General features: G+C 71.0%; 19 protein-coding genes and 1 pseudogene. 5 read left to right on the top strand and 15 right to left on the bottom strand.

Annotated features, from left to right (window positions below; translation table 11 throughout):
* Nucleotides 1-29 precede the first annotated feature (29 nt).
* Nucleotides 30-1,502, bottom strand: coding sequence for a hypothetical protein (locus WME98_RS35885; protein ID WP_437946127.1), 1,473 nt, complete (start codon nt 1,500-1,502; stop codon nt 30-32).
* Between the two features lie 319 nt (nt 1,503-1,821).
* Here WME98_RS35885 and WME98_RS35880 point away from each other — a divergent pair, with 319 nt between their 5' ends.
* Nucleotides 1,822-2,946 (top strand): hypothetical protein, encoded by a 1,125-nt coding sequence (locus WME98_RS35880; protein ID WP_437946125.1) that lies wholly within the window; start codon nt 1,822-1,824, stop codon nt 2,944-2,946.
* Here the strand turns inward: WME98_RS35880 and WME98_RS35875 are convergent.
* Nucleotides 2,934-4,541: a hypothetical protein gene (locus tag WME98_RS35875; protein WP_437946123.1), complete on the bottom strand. Its 1,608-nt coding sequence runs from the start codon at nt 4,539-4,541 to the stop codon at nt 2,934-2,936. The genes WME98_RS35880 and WME98_RS35875 overlap by 13 nt on opposite strands.
* A gap of 467 nt (nt 4,542-5,008) precedes the next feature.
* Nucleotides 5,009-5,155, bottom strand: a pseudogene (locus WME98_RS35870) (hypothetical protein); the annotation flags it as partial.
* Between the two features lie 1,041 nt (nt 5,156-6,196).
* Here WME98_RS35870 and WME98_RS35865 point away from each other — a divergent pair.
* On the top strand, nt 6,197-7,591 hold the full coding sequence (locus WME98_RS35865) for a DUF2252 domain-containing protein (protein WP_437946122.1): 1,395 nt from the start codon (nt 6,197-6,199) through the stop codon (nt 7,589-7,591).
* A gap of 48 nt (nt 7,592-7,639) precedes the next feature.
* Here WME98_RS35865 and WME98_RS35860 read toward each other — a convergent pair whose 3' ends face one another.
* The 3 genes from WME98_RS35860 to WME98_RS35850 form a co-directional block, all read right to left on the bottom strand.
* Complete coding sequence (locus WME98_RS35860) at nt 7,640-8,827, bottom strand: ARPP-2 domain-containing protein (protein WP_437946120.1); 1,188 nt, start codon at nt 8,825-8,827, stop codon at nt 7,640-7,642.
* Nucleotides 8,827-10,353 carry a hypothetical protein gene (locus WME98_RS35855; protein WP_437946119.1) on the bottom strand — a complete coding sequence of 509 codons (1,527 nt, stop codon included), beginning with the start codon at nt 10,351-10,353 and terminating at the stop codon, nt 8,827-8,829. Before WME98_RS35855 ends, WME98_RS35860 begins: the two co-directional genes overlap by 1 nt.
* Nucleotides 10,354-10,539: 186 nt before the next feature.
* A complete protein-coding gene (locus WME98_RS35850) occupies nt 10,540-11,154 on the bottom strand; it encodes a hypothetical protein (RefSeq protein WP_437946118.1) in 615 nt (204 codons plus the stop codon).
* Nucleotides 11,155-11,377: 223 nt separating this feature from the next.
* Between WME98_RS35850 and WME98_RS35845 the strand changes: the two genes are divergently transcribed.
* The gene (locus WME98_RS35845) at nt 11,378-12,400 is read left to right on the top strand and encodes an NAD(P)-dependent oxidoreductase (RefSeq protein WP_437946117.1); all 1,023 of its coding nucleotides are present in this window, start codon (nt 11,378-11,380) and stop codon (nt 12,398-12,400) included.
* Nucleotides 12,401-12,483: 83 nt separating this feature from the next.
* Here the strand turns inward: WME98_RS35845 and WME98_RS35840 are convergent, their stop codons facing one another.
* The 4 genes from WME98_RS35840 to WME98_RS35825 all read right to left on the bottom strand — a co-directional run bounded on the left by WME98_RS35840 (nt 12,484) and on the right by WME98_RS35825 (nt 15,569).
* Complete coding sequence (locus WME98_RS35840) at nt 12,484-13,074, bottom strand: hypothetical protein (RefSeq protein ID WP_437946116.1); 591 nt, start codon at nt 13,072-13,074, stop codon at nt 12,484-12,486.
* A 303-nt stretch (nt 13,075-13,377) separates the two neighbouring features.
* On the bottom strand, nt 13,378-14,349 hold the full coding sequence (locus WME98_RS35835) for an SDR family NAD(P)-dependent oxidoreductase (protein ID WP_437946115.1): 972 nt from the start codon (nt 14,347-14,349) through the stop codon (nt 13,378-13,380).
* Between the two features lie 34 nt (nt 14,350-14,383).
* Nucleotides 14,384-14,809, bottom strand: coding sequence for a VOC family protein (locus tag WME98_RS35830; RefSeq protein WP_437946113.1), 426 nt, complete (start codon nt 14,807-14,809; stop codon nt 14,384-14,386).
* A gap of 19 nt (nt 14,810-14,828) precedes the next feature.
* The gene (locus tag WME98_RS35825; protein ID WP_437946112.1) at nt 14,829-15,569 is read right to left on the bottom strand and encodes a TetR/AcrR family transcriptional regulator; all 741 of its coding nucleotides are present in this window, start codon (nt 15,567-15,569) and stop codon (nt 14,829-14,831) included.
* Nucleotides 15,570-15,899: 330 nt separating this feature from the next.
* Here WME98_RS35825 and WME98_RS35820 point away from each other — a divergent pair, with 330 nt between their 5' ends.
* The gene (locus WME98_RS35820) at nt 15,900-16,640 is read left to right on the top strand and encodes a hypothetical protein (RefSeq protein ID WP_437946111.1); all 741 of its coding nucleotides are present in this window, start codon (nt 15,900-15,902) and stop codon (nt 16,638-16,640) included.
* Nucleotides 16,641-16,812: 172 nt separating this feature from the next.
* Here the strand turns inward: WME98_RS35820 and WME98_RS35815 are convergent, their stop codons facing one another.
* The 4 genes from WME98_RS35815 to WME98_RS35800 form a co-directional block, all read right to left on the bottom strand.
* On the bottom strand, nt 16,813-17,760 hold the full coding sequence (locus WME98_RS35815) for an SDR family oxidoreductase (RefSeq protein ID WP_437946110.1): 948 nt from the start codon (nt 17,758-17,760) through the stop codon (nt 16,813-16,815).
* Between the two features lie 249 nt (nt 17,761-18,009).
* Nucleotides 18,010-18,618, bottom strand: coding sequence for a hypothetical protein (locus WME98_RS35810; RefSeq protein ID WP_437946109.1), 609 nt, complete (start codon nt 18,616-18,618; stop codon nt 18,010-18,012).
* Complete coding sequence (locus WME98_RS35805) at nt 18,618-19,964, bottom strand: AAA family ATPase (protein WP_437946108.1); 1,347 nt, start codon at nt 19,962-19,964, stop codon at nt 18,618-18,620. Before WME98_RS35805 ends, WME98_RS35810 begins: the two co-directional genes overlap by 1 nt.
* 262 nt (nt 19,965-20,226) lie before the next feature.
* Entirely contained in the window at nt 20,227-20,601 is a 375-nt protein-coding gene (locus WME98_RS35800; protein ID WP_437946107.1) for a hypothetical protein, read from the bottom strand.
* Between the two features lie 387 nt (nt 20,602-20,988).
* Between WME98_RS35800 and WME98_RS35795 the strand changes: the two genes are divergently transcribed.
* On the top strand, nt 20,989-21,903 hold the full coding sequence (locus tag WME98_RS35795; RefSeq protein WP_437946106.1) for an SGNH/GDSL hydrolase family protein: 915 nt from the start codon (nt 20,989-20,991) through the stop codon (nt 21,901-21,903).
* Between the two features lie 181 nt (nt 21,904-22,084).
* Here the strand turns inward: WME98_RS35795 and WME98_RS35790 are convergent, their stop codons facing one another.
* Complete coding sequence (locus WME98_RS35790; protein WP_437946105.1) at nt 22,085-23,110, bottom strand: TauD/TfdA family dioxygenase; 1,026 nt, start codon at nt 23,108-23,110, stop codon at nt 22,085-22,087.
* Nucleotides 23,111-23,169 lie beyond the last annotated feature (59 nt).

Raw genomic sequence — 23,169 nt, 5'->3', positions numbered from 1 at the left:
CTAAGGAAGGTTGGGCGGCTCGCTCCCCTTCAGGGGCAGCCGCGCAGGGGCAGCCGCGCCGCCGGATCGCCGAGCAGCACGTAGCCGCGCAGGTCGTTGCGGAGCATGAATGCGCGGCTGCGGTGGATGGGCTCGACCGGGGCGGGCCGGTTCCACGCGCGCGCGTCCTCTTCGGCCTGGTAGCCGGCGATCAGCTCGTCGTTGACCTCGCGGTACGAGCGCATCAGCGCGTCGAGGGCCACGCCGGCGCGGCTGCCGCGGGCGGTCGACTGGAGGCTGCTGAAGATCCGGGAGGCGCGGCTCTGCGCCGCCCGGGCCGGGTCGACGAAGCTGTAGGTCCAGGCGAGGTCCAGGTGCCCGATCACCGCGAGCGGCCCGTCGGGGTTGCGGAGCGCGGCCTGCGGCAGCGCGGCGAGGAACGGGCGCTCGCCGTCGCGGGGCAGGCTCGCCAGCACGCGCCGGGCCTGGCCGCCATAGGCGCCCTCGCGCGCGAGGAGGGAGAGCCAGGGGTAGAACGCGCTCTGCTCGGGCGTCCCGGCCCCGAAGCAGGCCAGACAGAACCAGAGGCCGCCCGGGAGGAAGGGGGCGCGCTGGAGCATCTCGGCCGTGAGCAGCGCGTCGCGGCCTCCGCATGCGCCCACGAGCAGCGCGCCCTGGAGCGCGCGCTGCTGCTCGACGGAGGACCACCCGGCGCTGGGCCGGCCGAGCCCGTGGCTCACGGACAGGAGCACGGAGGGCCTCGCGGTGCTCCCCGCGCGGAGGAGGTCGTCCGCGAGCTCGGCGCTCGGGATCTCGACAACGTTCGCGGCCAGGGGGCGCCGCCGGCCCGGCTTCTGGGCCATTGCGATGCAGGGATCGACGAGCAGGCTGCGGCCGAGCTCTGTCGCGGCGGTGCCGTCCTCCGCGACGTAGAACAGGGCGTCGGGCTGGTCGTGGTCTGTCGGGGTTTCGGCCCAGCGCACGACCTTCTCCGCGTAGGCGGCATAGCCGGCGAGATCCGGCCTGCCGTCTGCGCCCGCGACGTGGAGGCGGCCGACGAAACTGCCGTTCGCGAGGACGTGCTGGAGCTCGGCGGAGATCTGGTCGAGATCGCCGAGGAGGAGCAGGTACCGCGGCCTCTCCTCCTCGGCGACGCGCTCGTCGCGCAGCACCGCGTGCTTCCACCGGAGCGACTCGGCCACGCCCATGCCGGGCCGGACGCGGTAGGGCTCGACCTTGGCCCCTTGCTCCGCCTCGCGCAGCCGGAGGAGCGGCGCAATCGCCTCGAGCGCCTGGTCGCCCGGGGCGCCGTCGGGCGCGATCACCGACCAGCGCTGGAGCTCGAGATCATTGGGCTCCGCGTCGGGCCTCTCGAGCGAGAGCGCGTCCACGGCCCGCGCGGTCTTTTCGGGCTTCGGCGCGATGCCCGCCGCGAGCTCGGGCAGGCCCGCCGCGAGGGTGGGGCGGAGCTCGATGGCGTCCGCGAGCAAGAGCTCGAGGGTGCTGGGGGCGGCAGCGGTCATATCGACGGCAGGGTGCCAGGGGGGTGAGGGGGGTCAACGCGAGGGGTCGGCGGCATTTCGAGGATGCCGTATCCATTGATGATTTCTCGCCGCGAGGTGCGGAGGAGGGGCCCAGAGGGGGAGGAGCGCACGGCGGCGGTGTCCTTGAGGGACAGAGTCGCCCCGTCGAACCTCGTGTTGCCGAGCCGTCGGCGGCGACCTTGCCGGCCTGGCGGGCTGGCGACGCCCCCTGTTCCTTTCAATGGTCCCTCGCGGTAGAGTGACGCGGTGATGTGGCTGCGCGCCGAGATGCCTGACGCGCTCGTATCGGAGGTGAACGATGCTGGACTGGCTCAAGAAGCGCCTCGGCTCGAAACATCAGCCCGTTCATCCGCCGTGGAGAGCTGGCCAGTATGTGACCTATTTCCTCGAGCGCGAGGACGGGACCTGGACGGCCATGGCGATTCGCCTCCATGGCCAGATGGACGACGGATCCTGGGCCCTCTCCGCAGATTTCAAGACCCCGCTCGGCGAGTGCACGGCCTGGTTCCGCTCCGATCCGCGGGCTGCTCCGGACGTGCCCGATCCCACGCCGGGCCGGGTCGAGCGGATCCGAGGTGCCGCCATGAGCGGGAATGTCGACATGGCGACGCTCGCCCAGCGACCCGAGATGCAGACGTCGATGGCGATGAACCTCCTCCTGGTCCGCCGCTGGGACGCTGCGAAGGAGGCGCTGGGCGGCGCCGCGCGCGAGGTCCGCTATCCGTGCGGGATCGACCGGGCGTACCCGCTCGTCACGCCCATCCCGGGGGCCGAGTACCAGAAGCACCACGATCTCAACCCGCGCGTGATGCTGACGGGCGTGGCGTGCTTGTCGATCGACGGCGGCAAGAACCCGATCACCGTGACCTCGTTCGGGTGGAGCGATCCCAAGGGGAGCATGCCCGACTCGTTCGACGACTTCGTGGATTTCTCCCACCCGAAGCGCGTCGATCACGAGGGGTTCTCGCTCGCGTACCCGGCGACCTGGTTCCTCCGCTCGGAGGAAACCGAGGAGTCTGGCCTCCGGACCGCCAAGGATTTCGCGCAGCTCGGCGGCAACACCTGTGCGGCGACGCTCTCGGTCACCCTGTCCCACGGCGATGAGGCGCAGGTCGCCGCCGAACGCGACGGCATCGTGAGCAGGCTGGAGGCGCTCCCTGGGTCCCAGGAGGGCGAGGTTCGCCGCCGAACGGCGGATGTTCCCGTGGTATCAGGGGACGCCGCGGGGTTCGCGTTCGATTTCAGCGGTCCGGCGATCGATGGTTTCTCCGCGAACGGCGTCTTCCGCGCGGAGGCTGGCGATCGCGTGGCGCATGTCTCCCTGTTCGGCTGCGTCGCGAGGGGGAACCCCCGGCGAGATCGGGCGCTCGCAGACATGCGCGCGGTGTTCCGAGAGACCGTGGAGAGCTTTCAGTTCAGCTGAGCTGGCTGGTCCGCGTTCGCAGGCCCTTCTCCTTCTGCTCCGTCCGACCGCCGTGAGCTCGGCTCCGTGTGCTCAGGAACGAGGCGAACGGCCTGGATCTGGTCCTGTGCGATCGCGAACGTCGCTCGCCCTTCCCCTTCCGAGACGAGGACGCCAGTGAAGGAGATATCGAGCACGCGGACGCGCCGCGCTCGCGCCCAAGGATCGGCCCAGCCAGGCGCCGCCCCGATCACCAGGTCGACGGCCGCGCGCGTCTCGCTGACGCTCTTCAGCTGCTGGTAGAGGCTCACATCGCCGGGCAACGCCCAATCCGTGCTCAGCGCCTCGTCGATGAATCCCCAGCGGAGCCGGACGAAGCCGTGGAGGACACCGTACTGGTAGAATGCGTGGAGCGCCTTCACATCGCTCTCGAGCCGGCGCGCGAGCTTCGCGTGGTCTCCTTCGGCCAGGTAGCTCGCCACCTTCTCGGGGTCGCCGAGAGGACGGCTGATACCGGTGGTGCCGGCGATGAGGAGCTCCGGCGTGATCTCCAGGATGCGGCCGGCGCGGTTCAGCCGTCTCGACTTCTTCGGCGGCCTGAGGTCCACGACGCGGCGGCGGTCGGCGTCAAGCCCCAGCGCGTGCAGCGTGTCGCGGATGTGGAGGCCCGCGATCACGTCGAACCGCTCGAGCGCGCCGGCGAGCTCGGCCATGTCGCGACCGAGGAAGATCCGGATCGACCGCTGGCCGACGTCGAGCACCGCCGCGGCCTGCGGCTCTTCCGGAAAAGGCACCACGCGAACGACGGCGCGGCGGGCCCTGCGCGCCATCTCGGCGTCGCGGCGAGCCTCCGCGTCGAGCTCTATCCGCCGGGCCGCGATGCGCGCCGTGCACGCCGCGCGCTCCGCCCGCCGGACGAGCTCTGGCTGCGACAGCTTGCGGATCGCCCGCCGCATCGCGGCGAGGCCGGGCGCGCGCGGGGCCAGCGTGAGCCGCCCGTCCGCGCCGAGGACGAAGAGGTCGCTGTTGTCTGGCCCGTTGCGCTCGCCGAGCGGCGTTCGATGATTCGTGAGCGCCGCGAGGAAGGCCTCGATTTCTTGGGCCGTCATGGGCTCCTGCCGTGCGTCGAGCACGGCCGCGGCCTGCCGGACCCATGAGAGGCTCGTCATGTAGCGATCGCGGAAGGCCGCGTCGAGCTCCTCGGCGGACAGCGGGACGTCGTCGCCGGGCGCGGGAGGTGTCGGCGCGGGGGGCGCCGACGCCGCGCGTGTCGCGAGGAGGCCGGCGGCGCGCACGAAGATGCGGAGCGCGAAGGCGTCGAGGTCGAGGCCGAAATGACCGGTTGCGTCGCGGTAGACCGGCGCCATGCCGTGCCATGCTTTTCGGAGCGAATGGGTGAGATCGCCAGTCTCTGCGACCACGCCGGCGGCTTCGAGGCGCTCCGCGATCTCGTCGAGGGTCATGGGTCCGCCGCGCTCGAGGAGGGCGACGATCATGAGATGGAAGAGCTTCGCCGTGCCCTGCGCTGCGACGTCCTCGACCCGGGGAACGGCGATGCCCAGGCGCTCGCAATACCTGTTCTGGGCGGGGCTCATGGCGCGGTCGGGGCGTGCCACGGCACGCTGCATGTCGCGTGAGCGCTCGGACCGAGCGCGGGTTTCTTCGCGGTTCTCGTGGTCCTCGCGATTCGGGGTGTCGACTTCGGCATGGGCGTGCAGCCTACCGCAGGACGCGAGTCGGATGGTCGACTACAAGCGCGGCAAATTCGAGCGCGCAACCGGAATGCGCACCGGATACGGTGTTGGCATTCCGATGAGGCTCGTACGATTACCATGCATCGGCGCCCCTTGCGGAGGTAGGATGCAGCGGGATGAGCGCGCGGGCGGCCGTTCCGTGGGCGTCGCCATGGATGGCGCGCTCTTCAGCGCTGCCGTTCTACGCTCCGGTAGATCGCGGCGGCGTCCTCGCCGCCGGCTTCCAGGTGCAGCTCTCCCCGCATCCTGGGCTGGAACGAGACCGTCATCACACCGACCACGTGCCCGGCTTGGTCGACGACCGGCGCGCCGCTGAAGCCGCGGAGATCGACCGGAGTGTCGATGTCGTAGCGGAAGCGATGTCCGCTCCGCGCGGTGACCTTGCCGGCATAGACGTTCTGCCTACAGGTCGCCTCGGCGTAAGGACAACCGACGAGATAGACCTGCTCGCCGACGTCGACTGGCCGGGGGCGCAGCTACAGGGGCGTCGGGGAAGGGGCTTCGCGATGTCCGTGAGGGTGAGGACCAGCCAGTCGAGCCTCGGGTCGTCGAGGCCGTCGGCGGCGACCTTCGCGGCCTCGCGCTGCGCCCAGCTCCGGACCGAGCGCGTGAGGCGCCGTCTGCTCCCCCGGCTGCCGCGAGCAGCAGCCCGCACCTCGGCTCCGCTGCTGTCGAGCGCGATCTCCATCCACACGCCGGGCGCCCCGGGCCTCTGCATGCGAGGGAGATTACCTGGTCCGCGCTCCTCTTCGCCCCGGGCACGCTCCGCGTTTCGCCGAGCAGCGTTCCAGCCCGCCCGCGCACGCGCGACGTTGCCGACCCGGAGGGGTCCGGGACCCCTGCGAACGTTCTGCATTGCGTTCTGGAGGGGTCTGGACCCCCCTCTTGGCACAAAAAACCGCGTTCTCGGGGGGCAAATGGCACAAAAAAGTGCGTTTCAGAGCGATTTTTGGCACAAAATCGCCCTCTCGCGCGCTCCGCAGAACGTTCTCGAGGGGTCCGGACCCCGGTGTGTCGCAATGCATTGCGTTTGTGCCAGTCCCGGACCCCCCTCCCCTGGCACAGCGGAACGCTGAAACGGCACAGATCGCCGTCCTCGCCCACTCGCTTGGCACAGAGGCCGAGGCGGCCCCGCCCAACCTCGGTCGCGTCGGCCTCAACCTGGGTCGGCCTCAACCTCGGTCGCGTCGGCCTCAACCTCGGTCAGGTCGGCCTCAACCTCGGTCAGGTCGGCCGGCCGCCTCACCGGCCGCTGTTCGCGCCGGGCCGAACCCCTCCCCGTCGATCCGCCTTGGCACCTGGTCGCGCCTGTTCCGGAGCGCCGCCGCGGTGGCTCCAGGCTCCATCCGTGCGAAGCGTGGGCATGAGCGCGTGGCCCTCCCCCGCTCGCCGGGGAGCGCCGTACCCGTTTCGACACCACGACGACGGCGCCTCGAGTCCGTGTCACCCAGCCCGGGCGCTTGCTGAGCGCGCGGCGCTCGACGTACGACGCCGCGATCGCCCCCAGGAGCAAGCCCATGTCCAGACCGTCGATTCGCGCGCTCGTCGCGCGCCGCTCTTGCGCCGCCGCCGCCTTCTCCGCGGTCGCCCTCGCCGCCGCGCCCGGCTCGGCGGCCTCGAGCCGCACGAGCTACATCGTCGCCGAGATCACGAGCGCCAACGCGGGCCTGCCCTCGAGCGCTCGGGCCGAGAAGTACGCGGAGATGAAGGCCTCTCCGTTCACGTTCTTCCGCGGCTCCAACCACCTCTACTGGAAGGATCTCGGCAGCTCGACCCAGCTCCTCACGTACGGCGGCGCGAGCTCCACCCGGACGTGGCTCGGCGGCGACATGCACGTCAACAACATGGGCGCGTTCGATGACGACCAGGGCGACGTCGTATACGCCATCAACGATTTCGACGAGGCCGTCATCGGCGACTACCAGCTCGACGTCTGGCGGCTCGCCACCAGCCTCGCGCTGGTCGCCCGCGAGAACGGTGGCTACAGCCTCGCCGACCAGAGCTCGCTCCTCGACGCGTTCACCGAGGCGTACCTCGACGCGATCGCGAGCTACGCCGGGAACAACCAGGAGACCACGCGGAAGTTCACGGAGAGCAACACCTATGGCCTGCTCGACGACTTCCTCGACGACGTCGAGGCGTCGAACAGCCGGGCCGAGATGCTCGACGATTTCACGATCGAGATCGGCGGCGCGCGCGCGCTCGACACGGGGAGCAACCCGGACCTCGCCCCGGTGTCCGCGGCCGTGGACGCCGACGTCCGGGGCCACATGGCGGCCTATCGCGCCACCCTGAGCGGCGGCGGCAGCGGGCTGCCGGCCGCCTACTTCGCGGTGAAGAGCGTGGCCCAGCGGCTGCACAGCGGGATCGGCTCGCTCGGCGTGACGCGGTATTACGTGCTGATCGAGGGGCCGACCGCGGGACAGGACGACGACCGCCTCCTCGACATCAAGGCCCAGGGCGCGCCGAGCGCGTTCGCCGGCATCGCCGCCGCCGCCGTCTCCCAGACCAACGCGGCGAGCGGCGGCAACCAGGCAACCCGGACCGTGCTCGCGTACAAGGCGCTCGGCTACCGGGTCGATGACCTGCTCGGCTGGATGACGCTCTCCGACGGCCAGAGCTACAGCGTGCGCGAGCGCTCGCCCTACAAGGACACCTTCGACACCGCGAGCCTCTCGACGATGACCCGCTTCACCAACCTCGCCCAGCAGTGGGGCGAGATCCTGGCGACGCAGCACGCGCGCGCCGACGACGACTGGGACACGGCGGTGTTCCCCGGCTCGGTCGACGTGCAGATCGACGCGCTCACCGATGGGGATCACGCGGGCTTCCGCGCCAACGTGCGCGCGATCGCGCTCGATTACGCCGACCAGGTCGCGCTGGATTACGCGAGCTTCTGCGCCAGCTTCTGACCGCCGGGAGGGGCGCGCGCCGGAGCCCCCGGGGCAGTACGCGGTCGCTCAGCGCGTCCGCTTCAGCGCCGCCTTGAGCACGTGCTCCGCGATCAGATACCCGAACCCCTCCCCGTCGATCCGCCGGAGCAGCTGGTCGCGCGCGATCCGGAGCGCCGCCGCGGTGGCGTCCAGGTTCCACCCGTGCGCGGCGAGCTGCTCCAGGAGCCGCGCGCGCCGCACCTGCCCGGCCGAGAGCCGGTAGGTCTTCGCGTACTCCAAGGAGCCGTCGTCGCGCACGATCGCCTCGCCGATGTGGTTGTCGAGCGCCGGATCGAGCTCGGTCATGAACCGCTGCAGCGAGAACGGCCCCGCCCGGTACACGCGCTGCGCCGCGATCGGCCGGCCGAGGAGGCCCGCGGCCGTGTCCACGTGCAGCGCGCCGGCCTCGGCCCGCGCCCGGCCGAGCGCGGCCCGCAGGTCGTCGAGCGAGCCGATCTGCGCCTCGTCGATCGGATGCGCGAACGCCTGGCTGTCGCCGTTGTGGCGGGCCGCGTAGAGCAGCGTCTGCTCGTAGAAGTCCTCGATCAGCGTGCGGTGCAGCGCGCGGTAGTCGTCGGGGTGCGACACCACGAACACCGACGCGAGCAGCTCGCCGACGAAGAGCAGCAGGCCGCTCTGGCCCTCGTGGATCTCGAAGACGCGCAGCGCGTCCTCGAGGCTCGGGATCGCCCGACCGGAGAGCGACACCTCGATGCGCGGATCGAGGCCGCGGGAGATCGCCCGCCGCGAGTACTCGGACCAGGCGATCTCGGGGGCGTTGAAGTGCAAGGCGAGGAAGCCCTCCATCGCGAGGTGCTGCGGCAGGAGGCGCAGGCGGTTCCGCTCGGCCGGGTCCTCGCCGCGCGCCTCGCGCCGCACCATGCGGTGGAGCACGTTGACGCCGCGGCAGATCTTGGCGAGCGGGTTGCGGTCGGCCGGCCCCGCGAGCGCCGCGCCGTAGGACGCGACCGGCGAGCCGTCCTCGGTCCACCCGACCACGAGCGCGTGCGGCACGTAGCTCGAGCAATAGTACGAGCCGTCGCCCACATCGACGAGCGCCATGGGGTCGTCGTACCGGCGGCGGGCGATGCGCAGGTCGTCGCGCGGCGCGGACCGGAGGAGCGGGACCAGGCGCACGCCCGCGAAGACCTGGGCGTGCGTGGCCGTGAGGCCCCGGAGCGAGAGCGACTGGAGCAGGGCCGGCCCCTTCGCCATCAGGTCGCCTCCAGCGCCGCCGCGGGCGCCTCCTCTGACGGCGCCGCCGCGACGGGCGACTCTTCCGCCGGCACCGACGCGCCGGGCGCCCTGGCGTGCCGCGCGAGCAGGGCATCCGCGCGCCGCGCGAGGTAACGCTCGAGCTCCGCGAGCGGCGCCGTCCCCTCGGCGAACCGGGCGAAGCCGAGGACCGTCGGCAGATCCTCGGCGTCGCGCAGGCCGACCGTCGGGATCGACGGGCCGAGCGCGCGCGGCGCGTAGCGCTCGCTGTCGAACACCGGGTTGATGTGGACGATCGACGTGCGCTGCCCCGGATCGAGCCGCGCCCGGAAGCACCGCGCGACCTCGGCGGCGGCGCCGGCCGGGTCGTTCTCGAAGCCGTCCGAGACCACGATCACGACGTCCGGCCGCCACGCGAGCGCGTCGAGCAGCGGCGTCGCGAGATCGGTCTGGCCGCGCGCGCCGACGAGGATCTCGTCCGGCGTGGGCGCGGTCCAGAACGCGCGGTACTCGCTCGCGGCGGCGCGGAGCAGGTAGCTCACGCCGAGCGCGACGGCGAGCGGGCGGCGGCGCTTCTCGCTCGATCCGGACGCCGAGTAGCTCCGGTCGAGCACGGCGGCGACGCGCCCGAGCGCGGCGGGGCTCCGGCGGAGCGCGCGGGCGGCGGCGCGCTCGAGCGCGGCGTGGAGCTCGTCGCGGCGGTCGCGCCGCGCCGCCTCGGGCAGGGAGAGCGCGTAGAGGGCGACGCGCGTGAGCGGGGCGCGGCCGAGGTCGACGGCGAGGTCGACGTCCTCGCGCCCGGCGGCGCGCTGCAGCCGCAGGCGCTCGCCCTCGGTCATGCGCGGCGCGGCGCGGCGCAGGAGCTCGTCGCGCGAGACGCCGCGGGCGGCGGCGAGGCCCTCGGCGACGGTCAGCGGCAGGTCGAAGATCGCCTCCTTCGCGTAGCGGGCCTGCCGCGCGCGCTCGAGGAGCGGCGCCTCGAACGGCGCGCGCCGCCCGGGCTCGAACAGGAACGGCCCGATCTCGCCCGGGAGCCGGAGGTGGGCGTGCACGGCGAGCGCGCGGACGTGGGCGCGGTACTTCACGGCGTCGAAGGCCGGGTCGGGCCGGGCGGCGAGGTAGTCGCGGATGACGGCGCGCGCGCGGCGGTTGTTCACGCGCCGCTCCCGGAGCTCGCGGAGCGCCCGGAGCGCGCGCTGCGGCGGGAGCTCGCGGAGCGCGGCCGCGATGAGCAGCCCCTCCTCGCGCCGATCGGCGGGGGGCGTCTCGGCGCCGGTCGCGAGGAGGTTCACGGCGATGCGCGCCTGGTTGAAGTGGTTGATGCCGGCCGCGAGCGTGCGCGCGTAGAGGCGGCGGTAGTTGCCGAGGATGTACTCGTGGAGGAAGTCGACGGAGACGACCTGGCCGCCGGAGGAGCCGTAGAACTCGGCCTGCCCGCTGCACGCGAAGCAGGCGTTGATGAACATGACGAGGTCCTCGCGCTCGACGCGCTCGGTATGGAAGCGTGCGGGGGGCGCGGGCGGCATACGAAAGCCGCCCGGGGAATGGTGGGGCGATCTACCTACGACAGTAACCAGACTGGGCTCGGAAATCGCCCCGGAGTCCCACGGGCGGCAACCGGCAGGATACACCGGGAGGGCGCACCGCAGAACCGGCCGAGCAGGTTTGCTTCACCGGTGCTGCGCCGCGCAGGCGCTCGGGTCCACGCCGGTCTACTCCGGCCAGACCTCGATCCAGACGAACAGCACCTGTCCGGCGGCCTGGTTGCCGACGGGCACCGGATACACCGTGCGCGCCCGGAGCGCCTCGACGAGGTGATCGCGGTGGATGGCGAACCTCCCGATGAAGTCGTCGCTCACGAGGTCGCGGTCGATGAGCTCACCGCTCACGTGGACGTCCGGCGCGAGCGGCACGCGGCGCCAGGTCGGCGGGCCTTTCCACCCGGGCGTGCAGGTGTCGCGCTGCCCCGGGCGATCGAGCGTGAGCCGGCCGAGCGACCGGCCGCCCGCGAACAGCTCCGCCGAGCCGAACGGCTCCGGCGGCTCGGTGCCCGCCCCCGCCGCCTCCGCGGCGTACCCCGCCGCGCTGGCGGCCGCCGCGGCGGGGTGCGCCGCGCGGAGCAGGTCGCCGATGGCGGTCAGCGCCCCCACCGGGACCGTGCCCATGCCGTCCCACTGGCGCCCATCCGCCTTGGCCGGGCTGATGACCGCGCCGTCGATGGAGACGCGCACATGGGCCGGCAGCGGCTCCGCCGCCGGCTTGCACGCCGCGCAGCCGAGGGCGAGCCCACACACCGAGGCCGCTTCAAAGAGAAGACGTGACGCCATGCCTCGGGAGCGTACCCCGGCGGGCGCGAAGCACCAACGCGCAAGGCCCCGTCCGGCCGGTAGAAGGGGCGTGACGCGGGAAACACCTGCTTCCGCCACCTCAAGCGGGCATGGCGATCCGCCCTCGACCCCCTCGAATCGTTTTACTTTTCCTCCGCCCTCGGTAGGCTCTGAATCCGGCGTCCCTCGGCAGCCGCAGGACTCGCACGAAGCGCTCGTCCTCATGGCAGGTGCGCATGCATCGCCCGCGTCCTCGACGGCGGTCAGCTCGAATCGGTCGCGCCAGAGAAGAGAGGGTGAGGAGCGAGCGCTCGGAGACCCTCAGGCGATCACAGGAGAGAAGAAGCAGATTATGTCGCACAAAGAGACCGTGTCCATCATCGGCTTGGGTCAAATGGGCGCCGCGCTGGCGCGCGCCTACATCAACGCCGGTCATCGGGTGACCGTATGGAACCGGACCCACGGCAAGGCAGCGCCGTTTCAGGGCCAGGCGAAGGTGGCGGCGACGCCCGAACAGGCATGCAGCGAGAGCGACCTGACGATCATCTCGCTGTCCAACTACGAAGCGAGCGACCAGGTCCTCCGCGCGCCCGTCGTGGCCGAGGCCGCGAAGGGTCGGACGCTGGTACAGCTGACCAGCGGCACGCCCAGCGACGCCCGCAGCGGGGCGGCATGGACGTCGGAGCTCGGGATCGGCTACCTGGACGGGTGCATCATGGCTTACCCCAGCTACATCGGGGGCGAACAGACGCCGGTGTTCTACTCGGGTCCCAAGGGGCTCTACGACCGCCACGAGCCGACGCTGCGCGTCATCGGCGGGGCAACCTCCCACGTCGGCGAGCCGATCGGGGCCGCGGCAGCGCTCGACTGCGCTCTCCTGGAGAGCTTTTACGGCGCCACGCTGTCGTTCCTGCACGGGGCGGCGATCTGCGCGTCGGAGAAGTTCCCCCTCGACGCCTACTTCGCCAAGTACCAGGCGATCATGCCGCTCATCTCGATCACCGCCGACATGTGCAACAAGATGCTGTCCACCGGCGATTTCAAGGGGACCGACTGCACGCTGGACATCCACACCGGCGCCCTCGAGCACATCGCGCGTCTCAGCCGGGAGAACAACGTCGACCGGCGCATCCCGGAGCTCATCCTGTCGTATTTCAAGCGGGCATTGCAGCTTGGCCACGGCGCCGATGAGATGGCCGCCGTGTTCAACGCCATTCAGGATCAGGCCCGCGCCGACCAGCGCTGAGGGGTCCGCGCAGGCCGCGCGTCGGGCGGGGAGCGGCGCAGCCGGCGCGGCGCGCTCGCTCCCGCGCGACCGCGCGGCGCCGGTCAGCTCGCGGCCTTGTCGGGCGCGATCAGGGTGACCGTCAGCCGGAACGTCGGCGCCCCGAGCACGAGGCCCAGGAACGTCACCTCTTGCCGGTACAGGGCGATCTCGCGGCTCGCGAGGAGCTCGGGCTTCCACTTGGCGACCAGATCGCGCAGCGCCGCGCCGTACGCCTCGTCGTAATCGAGCTTCGTCGACGAGCCGACGCCCATGAGCGGCGCGGGCAGCCCGGTGTTCGTGGGCGTGGGCGCCGCCGCCGACGCCGACGCCGACGGCAGCTTGACGGGCACCCGGATCGTCTCGCTGGCCGACGCGATGACGATCTCCTCGGGCGGCATCGCGCCGAGATCGAAGCCCTGCTCGTGATGGAAGGGCGAATCCCCCTTCCCCAGCGGGCCCGTCCAGCCCATGAGATTGTACCTCAGGCCGCCGACGAACTTCTCGTCCCGCACCAGCACGAACCCGGACGTGAAGTTCTGCGCCTCGCCGCTCACCTTGATGCCAAGCACGCCGACGACCCCGCCAAACCCGGTGGCGCGAAACTCGGCCGTCGCCTCGAGACCATGCGTCGTGACCGGTCCATAAAAGCCCATGATGTACCTCCTCCAAGGGGTTGTTGTTGTCGGAAGCGCGCTTGGCGCTGTCCGTCCCCTTCCGCCCCTCTCATTTCAATGATCGTGCCGCGCGCCCGGCGAGGAGGGCGGGACCTGGGCGAGCGCGCTCGATCCGCGCGTAAACGTGGCGAGGACTGGCTATCGACATCAGGCCTCCGGACGTGCGCGAAGGTCAAGGCGACGACGATCGGCGAAGGAGACTGGCAAGATCTTGCCGGGGCTTGCCGGAATTGCCGGCAAGATCTTGCCGCAGGTGGAGACCCATGGCCTTTGGCCGTCGGCTCAGAAGCGCTCGCGGACGAATGCTTCGCTCTTCGCCCAGAGCGCCGCTGCTCGCTCGGCATCGAGCGCATACGGACGGACCCCTTCGCTGATGGGATCGATCGGGTCGAGGGTCACCCTCGTGGTGACATGGCAGTTCTCGCAGTAGCGGCCTCCGACCTCGTCCACCTCGGCCACCATGCCAGCCCAGACCGAGGTCGCCGCGCCTTGCGGGATCGTCTTCGGGGCGAACGGCGGTTTGCCTCGAGCAGCGAGGTCCGCGTTGATTCGCTCGACCAGGGTCGAGAGGGAGTCGCCAGGGAGGTGACGCCCGAGCTCGGTCGCGATGACGCCCGGATGCACGGCGGTGGCGCGCGTCCCGCGCCCGCGGAGGCGTCGATCGAGCTCCACCGCGAAGAGGATGTTCGCGGTCTTGGATCGCCCGTAGGCGACGAACGGCTCGTAACGCGTGCGCTCGAAATGAGGATCGTCGAGGTCGACGTCCGCGTAGCGATGCCCCGCGGACGAGAGGGACACCACCCTCGAGCCCGCCCGCAGCAAGGACGCGATCCGGTTGACGAGCACGAAATGCCCGAGGTGGTTCGTGCCGAATTGCAGCTCGAACCCATCCTCGGTCAGGCCGAACGGGCACGCCATCACGCCGGCGTTGGCGATGACGAGGTCGAACGGCTCCCCCTGCCTCAGCAGATCGTCCGCGCAGCGGCGCACGCTGGCCAGCGAGGCGAGGTCCAGCTCCACGAGCTCGAGCCGTCCGGAGCCGGCGTTCGCCGCTCGCACCCCGCGGGTCGCCGCTTCCGCTTTCTCGAGGTTGCGCGCTGCGCCCACGACGTGGGCCCCGTGGGCGACCAGCGCGCGCGCCGTCTCGACGCCGAGGCCGGCGGAGACGCCGGTGACCAAGACGCGTTTGCCGCTGAGATCGCGGCCCTCGAGCACTTCGTCCGTGGTCGACGTCGATCCAAACGACGGGGTCATCGTTGTCTCCTTGCGCGCGCGCTCTTCCGCGCGCTCAGGACGCCTTGTACTCCGTCGCGACATCCAGGACCCACGTGACGCCGAAGCGATCCTTGAGCATGCCGTACAGGGGGGTCCACCCCGACGGCGCCAGGGGCTGCACGATGGTCGCGCCAGCGGAGAGCTGCTCCCAGAGCGCGGAGATCTCGGCGGCCGAGTCGCCGCGGACCGAGACGAAGAACGCGTTCTTGCCTTGCTCCCATGGCGTCCGGGAGGGCACGTCGTAAGCCATCACGCGAAAGCCGTTCTTGGCGGCGACTTGGCCCCACATCACCTGATCGGCCTCCGACGGAGCCTGGACGTTGTGGGCGTCCTTATAGGTCACGATGGTGAGGTCGCCGCCGAACACGGACTGGTAGAACTCCAGCGCCGCTCGGGCATCGCCGCGGAAGTTGAGGTGGTTGGTAACGCTGACGGTCATGACGTTCTCCTAGGCAGGTTCAGGGTTTCGAGCGTGTCCGCGCGCGCGAGGCCCGTCGGGGCGCCGGCGCGGATTCGTCGGCCGGTGAGGTGGTGGGATCAGGCCGACGGCCTGTCGAGCCTTGTCCCACGCCGGAGGGCTGATTCCGGAGGGCTGGCACGATGACGCCGTCGACCATCGACACGAGGAAGGCGAGGTCGATCGGCTTGCGCTGGACCAGGGTGCGGTACGCGGCCATCGACGGGATGACCTGGGACAGGGTGGCGATGTCGGCGGACGCCGAGATCTCGCCGCGCGCCACGGCCCGCTGCATCAGCGCGAGATGCGCTTCGGCCCACGGCTCCACGACCGCGCTGTTCGCTGCCTCGGCGAGGGCCTGTTCCTGCGAGAGCAGCGAGGCGAGCCCGGTCATGATCTTGAGCTTGCGCTCGCCTTCTTCGATCGACGGCGGCTTGAACAGGCCGAGGAGGTCTCCGCGGAGCGTGCCCGTGTCGGGCAGATGCTCGATGTCGACCTGATTGCGCTTCATGTGCGCGACGGCGTCGATGACGAGCTCCACCTTCGAGGTCCAGCGACGGTAGATGGTCGCCTTCCCGGCGCCGGCCCGCGCGGCCACCAGGTCCATCGTCAAGCCTGCTGCGCCCACCTCCGCGAGGACCTCGAGCGCGGCCTCGAGGATCGTGGCGTCGCGCGAGCGGTCTCGCTTGCGCCCCGGCCTCGCGGGCTCGACCTCGGCGGGCTCGTCCTCGTCCTGGGTCATGCGGTCACCTCACCCTCTGCACATATCGATACCGCTCGGTTTCGATACTGTCAAGTTCCGAAACCGTCCGGTGTCGTTTTTTGCGGCGTGGCGGCGCTGCTGGTTCGCCCGCCAGGCGCGGAGCCGCTGGGCGCTGGCGCCGCCAGAGGGGGCGAGCAGCCACCCTCCGCCTGGTCCCCCGCCCCGCGATCACCTCAGCGTTGCGGCGCAGAGCCGATCCTTGAGATTTTCCGCGCGGGGACGTCACCAAAGGCGACGATTGAGACAGACCTGGTCCGGCGACCTCGGTCGACCCATCGACGGAAGTCGGGCAGGCTCGGAGGGGCCGCGATGATCGACGCGATCACCATCTTGAGGGCGCAGCGCTCCTGGCGCGACGCGGCCCTTGCCGACGCCCAAGCAGCAGCGCGCGACGCGGTGCACGCGCTCGCCGGTTTGGAGAAGGCCGTGGCAGCTCTCACGGCGAATCTTCGCGATCTGGGTTACCCGCCGGTCCCGGCAGTCATCCCACCCGAACCTGGTCTCGACTCGAGACTGCGGCGCCTCGAGGCAACGGTCGGTGGAGCCGTTCCGCCAATCCTCGTCGCGTTTTGGCAGCAGGTTGGGGGGATCTCCGTCGTGGACCTCGAGGGGTACTCGCACGTCGAATTCTGGCAGGCTCACGGTGTCACCGGGCCGGACGGCTACTGTGATGGCATCCACGTGGATCCATGTAGTGCTGCGTGGGTCGAGTCTGCCGTGCAAGAGGTCACCGACCTGATCGAGGATCCGGGCTCGCCGCCGCTGGACGGTCCGTACCTGCTGGCCCTCGCTCCGGACGGCTACCACAAGGACAACATCAGCGGCGGGGTGCCTTATGGCATCGAGGTCGGCGGCGGCTGGCTCGCGCCTTGGCAGAACTTCTCCTGGACTGGAACGCGACGCCCGGTCTCGGCGCTGCCCGAGCCCATCGACCTGCTGGGATACCTGCGAACGTCTATCCTTGAGTGTGCGGGGTTCCCGGCTCTCCTTGGTGTACCGGCGTTTGAACCGTTGCGTGAACGATTGCTACGAAACGTCGAGGTCTTTTGAAGACGACGGCGACGGCCTCCCGACCCAGGGCGGCGAGTGAGGAGGCCGCGCTCCGCGCCTCGCTGGAGCGCGTGGAGCGTTTCGTGGACGCGCTGGAGGCCCGTCACCATTTGGCGAGCGAGCATTCCGCGGCCGGCAGGGCGCCCCGTGGCCGAGGCGCGCCACGGCGACGCTACCGGTAGTCGCCGGGATTGACGTCCTGGCCGCCGTCCTCGACGGCCTGACTGTATCGCCACACATCGGGGCGTGAGCCGTCGAGGTCCGTGAAGCCGTACTCGGCCGCCAGCTGCGCTGACGTCACCGACCGCTGGTTCCATCGCTCGCGCACGGGGTCGGTCGCGAGCGCCACGACCGCGCGCCCCACGTAGCGAGGCGACTCCGAGACCGCAAACCCAGGCGGAGAGGGCGCGGAGCGCCAGTTGTCCTCGGTGACCTTGTAGTTCTCGAGCATCATCTCGGAGCGGAGCCACCCGGGGCTGATCGCCACGGCCGTGGCCCCGTGCGGCGCGAGCTCGTGGCCTTGGGAGAACGCCAGACGATTCACCGCCGCCTTGGCCAGGTCATAGAACACCGAGATGCGGTACCGCGACGCGTTGTAGTCGGCGGTGCCGTCGGTCACCTCGACCAGGAGGCCTCCCGGGCGAGCGATCAGGAGCGGGAGGAGGTGGTGGGAGGTGGTCAGGTGCGTATCGATGGCGAGTCGGAGAATCCGGAGCCCCTTCTCGAGGTTGTGCCGCCAGATGGGCGTGTTCCATTCGGAGGGTCCGCCTTTGAGCCGCTCCGCGCCCCAGATGTCGTTGACCAAGATGTCGATGTGCCCGTGCGCGGCCCGGATCTGGTCCGCCAGACGCTCGACCTGGGGGGCGTCGAGGTGGTCGACGACCATGGGGATGCCGTGGCCGCCCAGCGAGGTGACGAGCTCGGCGGTCTCCTCGATCGTCTCCGGGCGGTCGTAGTCGGATTGCAGGGAGCGGTTGCGGCTGCTGCGGCCGGTACAGATCACCGTGGCGCCGGCCTCTCCCAGGGCGGCCGCGATCCCGCGGCCGGCCCCCCGCGTCGCCCCGGCGACGACCGCGATGCGACCACGCAAAGCGTCAGGATCCAGAAACCAGCTCGTCATTTCGCTGCTCCTTGAATGGTTCCGCCGCCGACCGGCCCGCGTCGCCGCCGAGGGCGATCTCGTACAGCGAAACGGCACCGGGAGGACGTGAGGCCGTACCGCGCGAGCATATCGGAAGGCCCGCGGCGCAACAAACCGGAAGCAGCGTGGGCGCGCGCGGCGGGGCGCGCGCCGTGCGCCCCGCCCGGGGCTCACGCTAAGCGACGGTATCATGTCGGGCAGCGCGCCTGCGGACTGGGCGCGACACGCTCAGCGGCTGACGACCATGCGATCGACGAGCTGCTGAGCGAGGACGAGTACGCCCAAGTACCCGTCTTCTGCATTCTCGATGACCCACGCCGTAAGCTCGTCCGCCGCGGCCGCGGCGCGGCGCTGGAGGTCGATCCGTGCGCGGACGCCGGCGAGCAGACCGAGCGTGGTGGCCGTCACGAGCTGGGCGAGCAGCTCCCGGAGCGCTTCGGGGAGGTCCTCGACCGTCCACTCGACGATGAGCCGCACGTCGTAACCGACGAACAACCCCGGATGTGCAGCGCAGGAAGGCACGAGCGCAACGCCGGTGTTGCACGCCATGGCGTGGGCCCACCGGAGGCCGACGCACGCCGCATTCCCAGCGTCCATGGCCTCACGCGCGTCCGAGCCCATGACCGCGTGGGGCAGCCCGTGGCCGAAGAGCGCCACGCCGTCGAGCGCGCTGTCCTCCAGCGCGGACTCCAGCATCTCGCGGACGGCATCACCGCCCTGCACGGCGACGGCCTCGGCCCCCGCGGCGAGGCGGATCGTCTGCTCGGCCATCCAGCGGCTGTTCCACAGCGCGGCGTCGTCCTGGGTCCACGCCGCGAAGACCAGAAAGCGCGCCATCAGCCTGCCTGATGCTTCTTCGCCTGGACCTTGACCATGCGCACGGCGGCGCCGTGAACATCCTGCAGGAAATGCAGGGCGACCGCGTCGTCCTCCTGGAGGAGCCTCAGCATCTCCTTGGCCGTGACGCCCGCACCATCGGAGCGCCGGAAGACGACCTCGTCTTCCGGCGCATACCGGAGGAGGTGCTCCAGCGCGTGCTTCGCGGGGCCTGGCTCATAGAGGTGCTCGCGATCGATGCGCGAGAGGTCCGCGCGCTCGACGACCGTGCAGCCGTCCTCGAGCGAGACGTCGTAATACCCAGTAGAATCGAGGTCGAACAGGTTGGAGTGGGTCGCGATGAAGAGCTGATCGATGTGACGCTCCTCGACGAGCCGGACGAGCAGCTGGCGCAGGGCGCGGCCGCTCGTGGGCGCATGGAGGTGGGCCTCCGGCTCCTCGATGCCGACGGCGCGGGCGCCGAGGAGCATGGCTTGCGCCAAGATCGCGTAGACCTGCGCGACGCCGAGACCGGCGAGATCGATGGAGACGTCGCGGCCCTCCGGGTTGGGCTCCGGGAGGAGCTCGCGCAGATCGATTTCGCCGGTGCGCGGGTCCTGAACGGGAGCGAAGGGGGGACGATAGAGCGGCTCACCTGCGAGCAGCGCGCGAAAGGCACCGAGCTTGCGGCGGACCTCGTGGCTCGGGCTGAGCTGGGCCGCAAGCAGGGCGCTCTTCAGGCGGCCGGCGCGGAGGTGCCAGGCGATGACGTCTTCCTCCTCGGGCGGAACGGCAAGCTCTTCGTAACGCGGCTGACGGTCCGCGCTGACGAGCGCATACGCGTGAGTAGAGAGACTGATGATGAGCGCCCGCAGCTGGTTGCGTCGCTGAAGGCGTTCTCGTTCAGGCTCGGACGAGGCTTGAGGCGACGACCAACGCGTCCGCAGGTCTTCGTCCCCTGACTGGAAAGTCGAAAACGAGAGGCTCGGCTGGCGCTCGAGAGTCCAATCCAATGTCACCTCCACGATGAGCTCCGACGCGGGAAGCAACCCAACCGGTGGAAGAGCTTCGCCTTCCGACGCCACAAGTCGAGCTCCCAATACTGTCGACCTTGATGTGTCGCGAGCGCAGACATCTCGCCGGTTGATGACGCCAGCCTGCATCGCCCTCATCGCGTCTTCAGCGCTCGACAGCGCCCCAGTCTCCGCGATCACAGCGGCCAGCCTGAAGAGCGTTCTCGGGACCTCCAGGAGGTTCGATTTGCCGCTCCCGTTCGGGCCATAGAAGACGTTGAACGCGCCGAGATTGTCGACGTGAACATCCCGGAGGCTGCGGTAGCCCTTCGCCCAGAACGACGCGATCCTCATGACGGTGCGATGGTACACACCGCCCCCGGCCGGGGCTAGCGAAGCGGCGACCACGTCGGAGAGCAGGCAAGCACAGCGCCCGCCACGCAGGCTTCGCACGCGAAGCGGGCTCTTCCTCGCACGCCACGAGCCTGCTGCCCGGCGAACGCACCGCTCACCCCGGGCCCATCCGCGCGATCGCCTCGCCCAGCGCTCCGTCGTCCGCGCCCTCCGCGAGCGCCGCCTCGGCGGCGTCGAGCGCCGCCTCGCGGAGCCGGTAGAGCTACGGCTCGGGGATGCGCTCGCGCGCGGCGAGCACCCTCGGCGGGACGCCGCGCACCATCTCCAGGATCGCCCCGAGGCGGCGCCTCGCCTCGGGCGGAGCCGGCGCGCCGGCGAGGCGGCGCGAGGCCGCCTCGGCGACCTGGGCGGCCAGCGCGCGGTACGCGGGCGGCGACGGGAGCGGAGCCGCCATCCAGACGAGCAGCCGCACGAGCTCGCGCGCACCGCCCTCGAACGCCCGGCGGCGCGCCCGCGCAGCCTCCTCGGGTACCAGCGAGGCGTCGCCGCGGAGGACCGAGAAGCCGCGCGCCGCGAGCTCGCCGAGGAGCCTCGCCGGACCGCGCTCCGCGCCGGGCCAGATCCATCGCGCGCTCATGGGCGCGCCGCGCGCGGGCGCTCGAAGGGCGAAATCACCATGGTTAGGTCCCGCCGATCCCGCAGTTTGTATGGTGAACACCGAATTCGACTCTCACCCGAATTGTTCAGTCCACCAACGTGGGCGTGACGTCTCGCATCGACGCATAGGTGAGTATGCCTATACCTCGATCCAGCTGGCTCGGGTACGAAGTCCTGGCGGTCACTTGCATCGGGCGATGCGAGGACGGACGGCGATCTCGGAACAATCGCGCTGGAATTCGTAGCCCCCGGGTCGAGCTGTCTACGACGAGCGCCGTTGAGCCTCCCTCACCCTACGGGCCAGATGGATGCTTGTAGCGCTCTGGGGAGGACATCGCTGTCCCCTGCGCGGCAAGCTCAGCTGTTGATGGAGAATAAAAATATGCGGTCAATACGTCGCTGCGTCTCTACGAATTTGATCGTCCTCGGTCTCCTGAGCACCGGCATTTGGGCCTGTGGCGAGGCGGATGACGGTGATACGTCCTCGACCAGCGGAGGCACCTCTGACGGGGCTACCACCAGCGGCGCGGGCGCCACCACCACGGCCGGCACGGGCGGCACGGGCCCTGGGGGTACCGGAGGCTCAGCGGCCGAGGGCACCTCGGGCAGCGGTGACGCAAGCACCGCGCAGGCCAGCAGCTCGGCCAGCGGCGGGGAAACGAGCGGCACAGGCGGGAGCTCGGGCGAGTGCGTCAAGGGCCAAACCAAGGGAAATCAGGTCGCGGTCATCGGCGAATCGTTCATCGCCTTGACTCACGGCATCACGCAACAGATCGAGAAGCAGGCCAAGGCCAACGGCTCCCTCGCCGAGAACGAGCGCTATATCGACAACTCCGTCAGCGGCACGACGTTGGCCAACGATCAGATTCCCAGCCAGTACCGCAAAGCCGCGGAGAACGGCATGATCAAGTACGTGCTGATGGATGGCGGCGGGAACGACTGCTTGTTGCGCGGGGACGGCGACGGAGCCCTCGCGGCGGCGGAGTCGTTGTTCGAAACCATGACCGAGGACAACGTCGAAAAGGTGGTCTATTTCTTCTATCCAGACCCCATCGGGAACCAGTACGCATCGCTCAAATCCTGCCTCGACACGCTCCGGCCGAAGATGAAGGCGTTGTGCGACGGGCTCACGTCGCCGAAGTGTTACTGGTTGGACCTTCGTCCGGTCTGGAACGGACACAACGAATATACGCAGGACGGCATCCACCCCACCTCTCCCGGCAGCATCGCCACCGGGGATGCAGTTTGGGAAGTGATGAAGGAGAACTGCGTCGCGCAGTGACGAGAGCGGGCCGCGCACGCTGACGGATGGCATCTGTCTCGGCCCTCCGGCGGCCCTGGGCAACCACGCCGCCCGCCTCGGCCTCGGCGCCGAGCGCGCCGGACGTCGCGCCGTCCGAAGCGACCGCCCCGCCGGCCGATAGCACGACGTCATCTGCGCGGCGCGCGCGCCGCTCACCCCCTCACCCCCGGCCCATCCGCGCGATCGCCTCGGCCAGCGCGCCGTCGTCCGCGCCCTCCACATCGCCCGCGAGCGCCGCCTCGGCCGCCGCGAGCGCCGCGTCGCGGAGGCGGTAGAGCTCCGGCTCGGGGATCCGCTCGCGCGCGGCGAGCACCCCGGGCGGGACGCCGCGCAGCATCTCCAGGACCACCCCGAGGCGGCGCCTCGCCTCGGGCGGGGCCGGCGCGCCCAGGCCGAGCCGCCGCCGCGTGGCCTCCGGCGCGCCGGAGACGCGGCGCGAGGCCGCCTCGGCGACCTGGGCGGCCAGCGCGCGGTACGCGGGCGGCGACGGGAGCGGCGCATCCATCCAGACGAGCAGCCGCACGAACTCGCGCGCGCCGCCCTCGAACGCCCGGCGGCCGTGGAGCATGCGCCGGTTGTCGACCACCAGGAGATCCGCCGGGCCGAGCGCGAGCTCGATCACCTCGCGCCGCGACGCCTCGACGAACCGCGCGAGCCGCGCGGCGATCGCGTCCCCCGGCGGCACGACCGGCGCGTGCGTCAGCGCGAGGGCGCCGTCGCGGAGCGACACCGTGGGGCCGAAGACGTCGCCGAAGACGAACGGGATGCGCCGGTAGGCCGTGAAGAGCGCGCGGAAGAGCTCGGGGTCGGCGCGCTCGACGGCCGCGAGCAGCGCCCAGCCGTCGAGCAGGAGGCTCTCGCCGCCGCGCTCCGCGGGCCGGACGCAGGCCATGATCTGCACGGCCGGCGGCGCGCCCGCGAAGCTCTGGCTGTCGGTGTGGAGCGGCGCCGCCGCGGAGCTCGCGGCGAACGACCTCCCCCCCGGCACGGCCTTGATCGGCTGCCGCTCGACCAGGCGCGGCCTCGCCCCGAGGAGCCGCTCGGCGAAGCTCCACGGCGCCCGCGCGGCCTCCTCGGGGGCCAGCGAGGCGTCGCCGCGGAGGACCGAGAAGCCGCGCGCCGCGAGCTCGTCGAGGAGCCTCGCCGGACCGCGCTCCGCGCCGGGCCAGATCCACCGCTCGCTCACGGGCGCGCTCCGCGGGGGCGCTCGAAGGGCGAAATCATGTCTGTTATCCAGCACATACA

The organism is Sorangium sp. So ce296, from assembly GCF_051529605.1.
GTDB lineage: Bacteria > Myxococcota_A > Polyangia > Polyangiales > Polyangiaceae > Sorangium > Sorangium cellulosum_D.
This window is presented reverse-complemented; position numbering and strand designations above follow the sequence as displayed.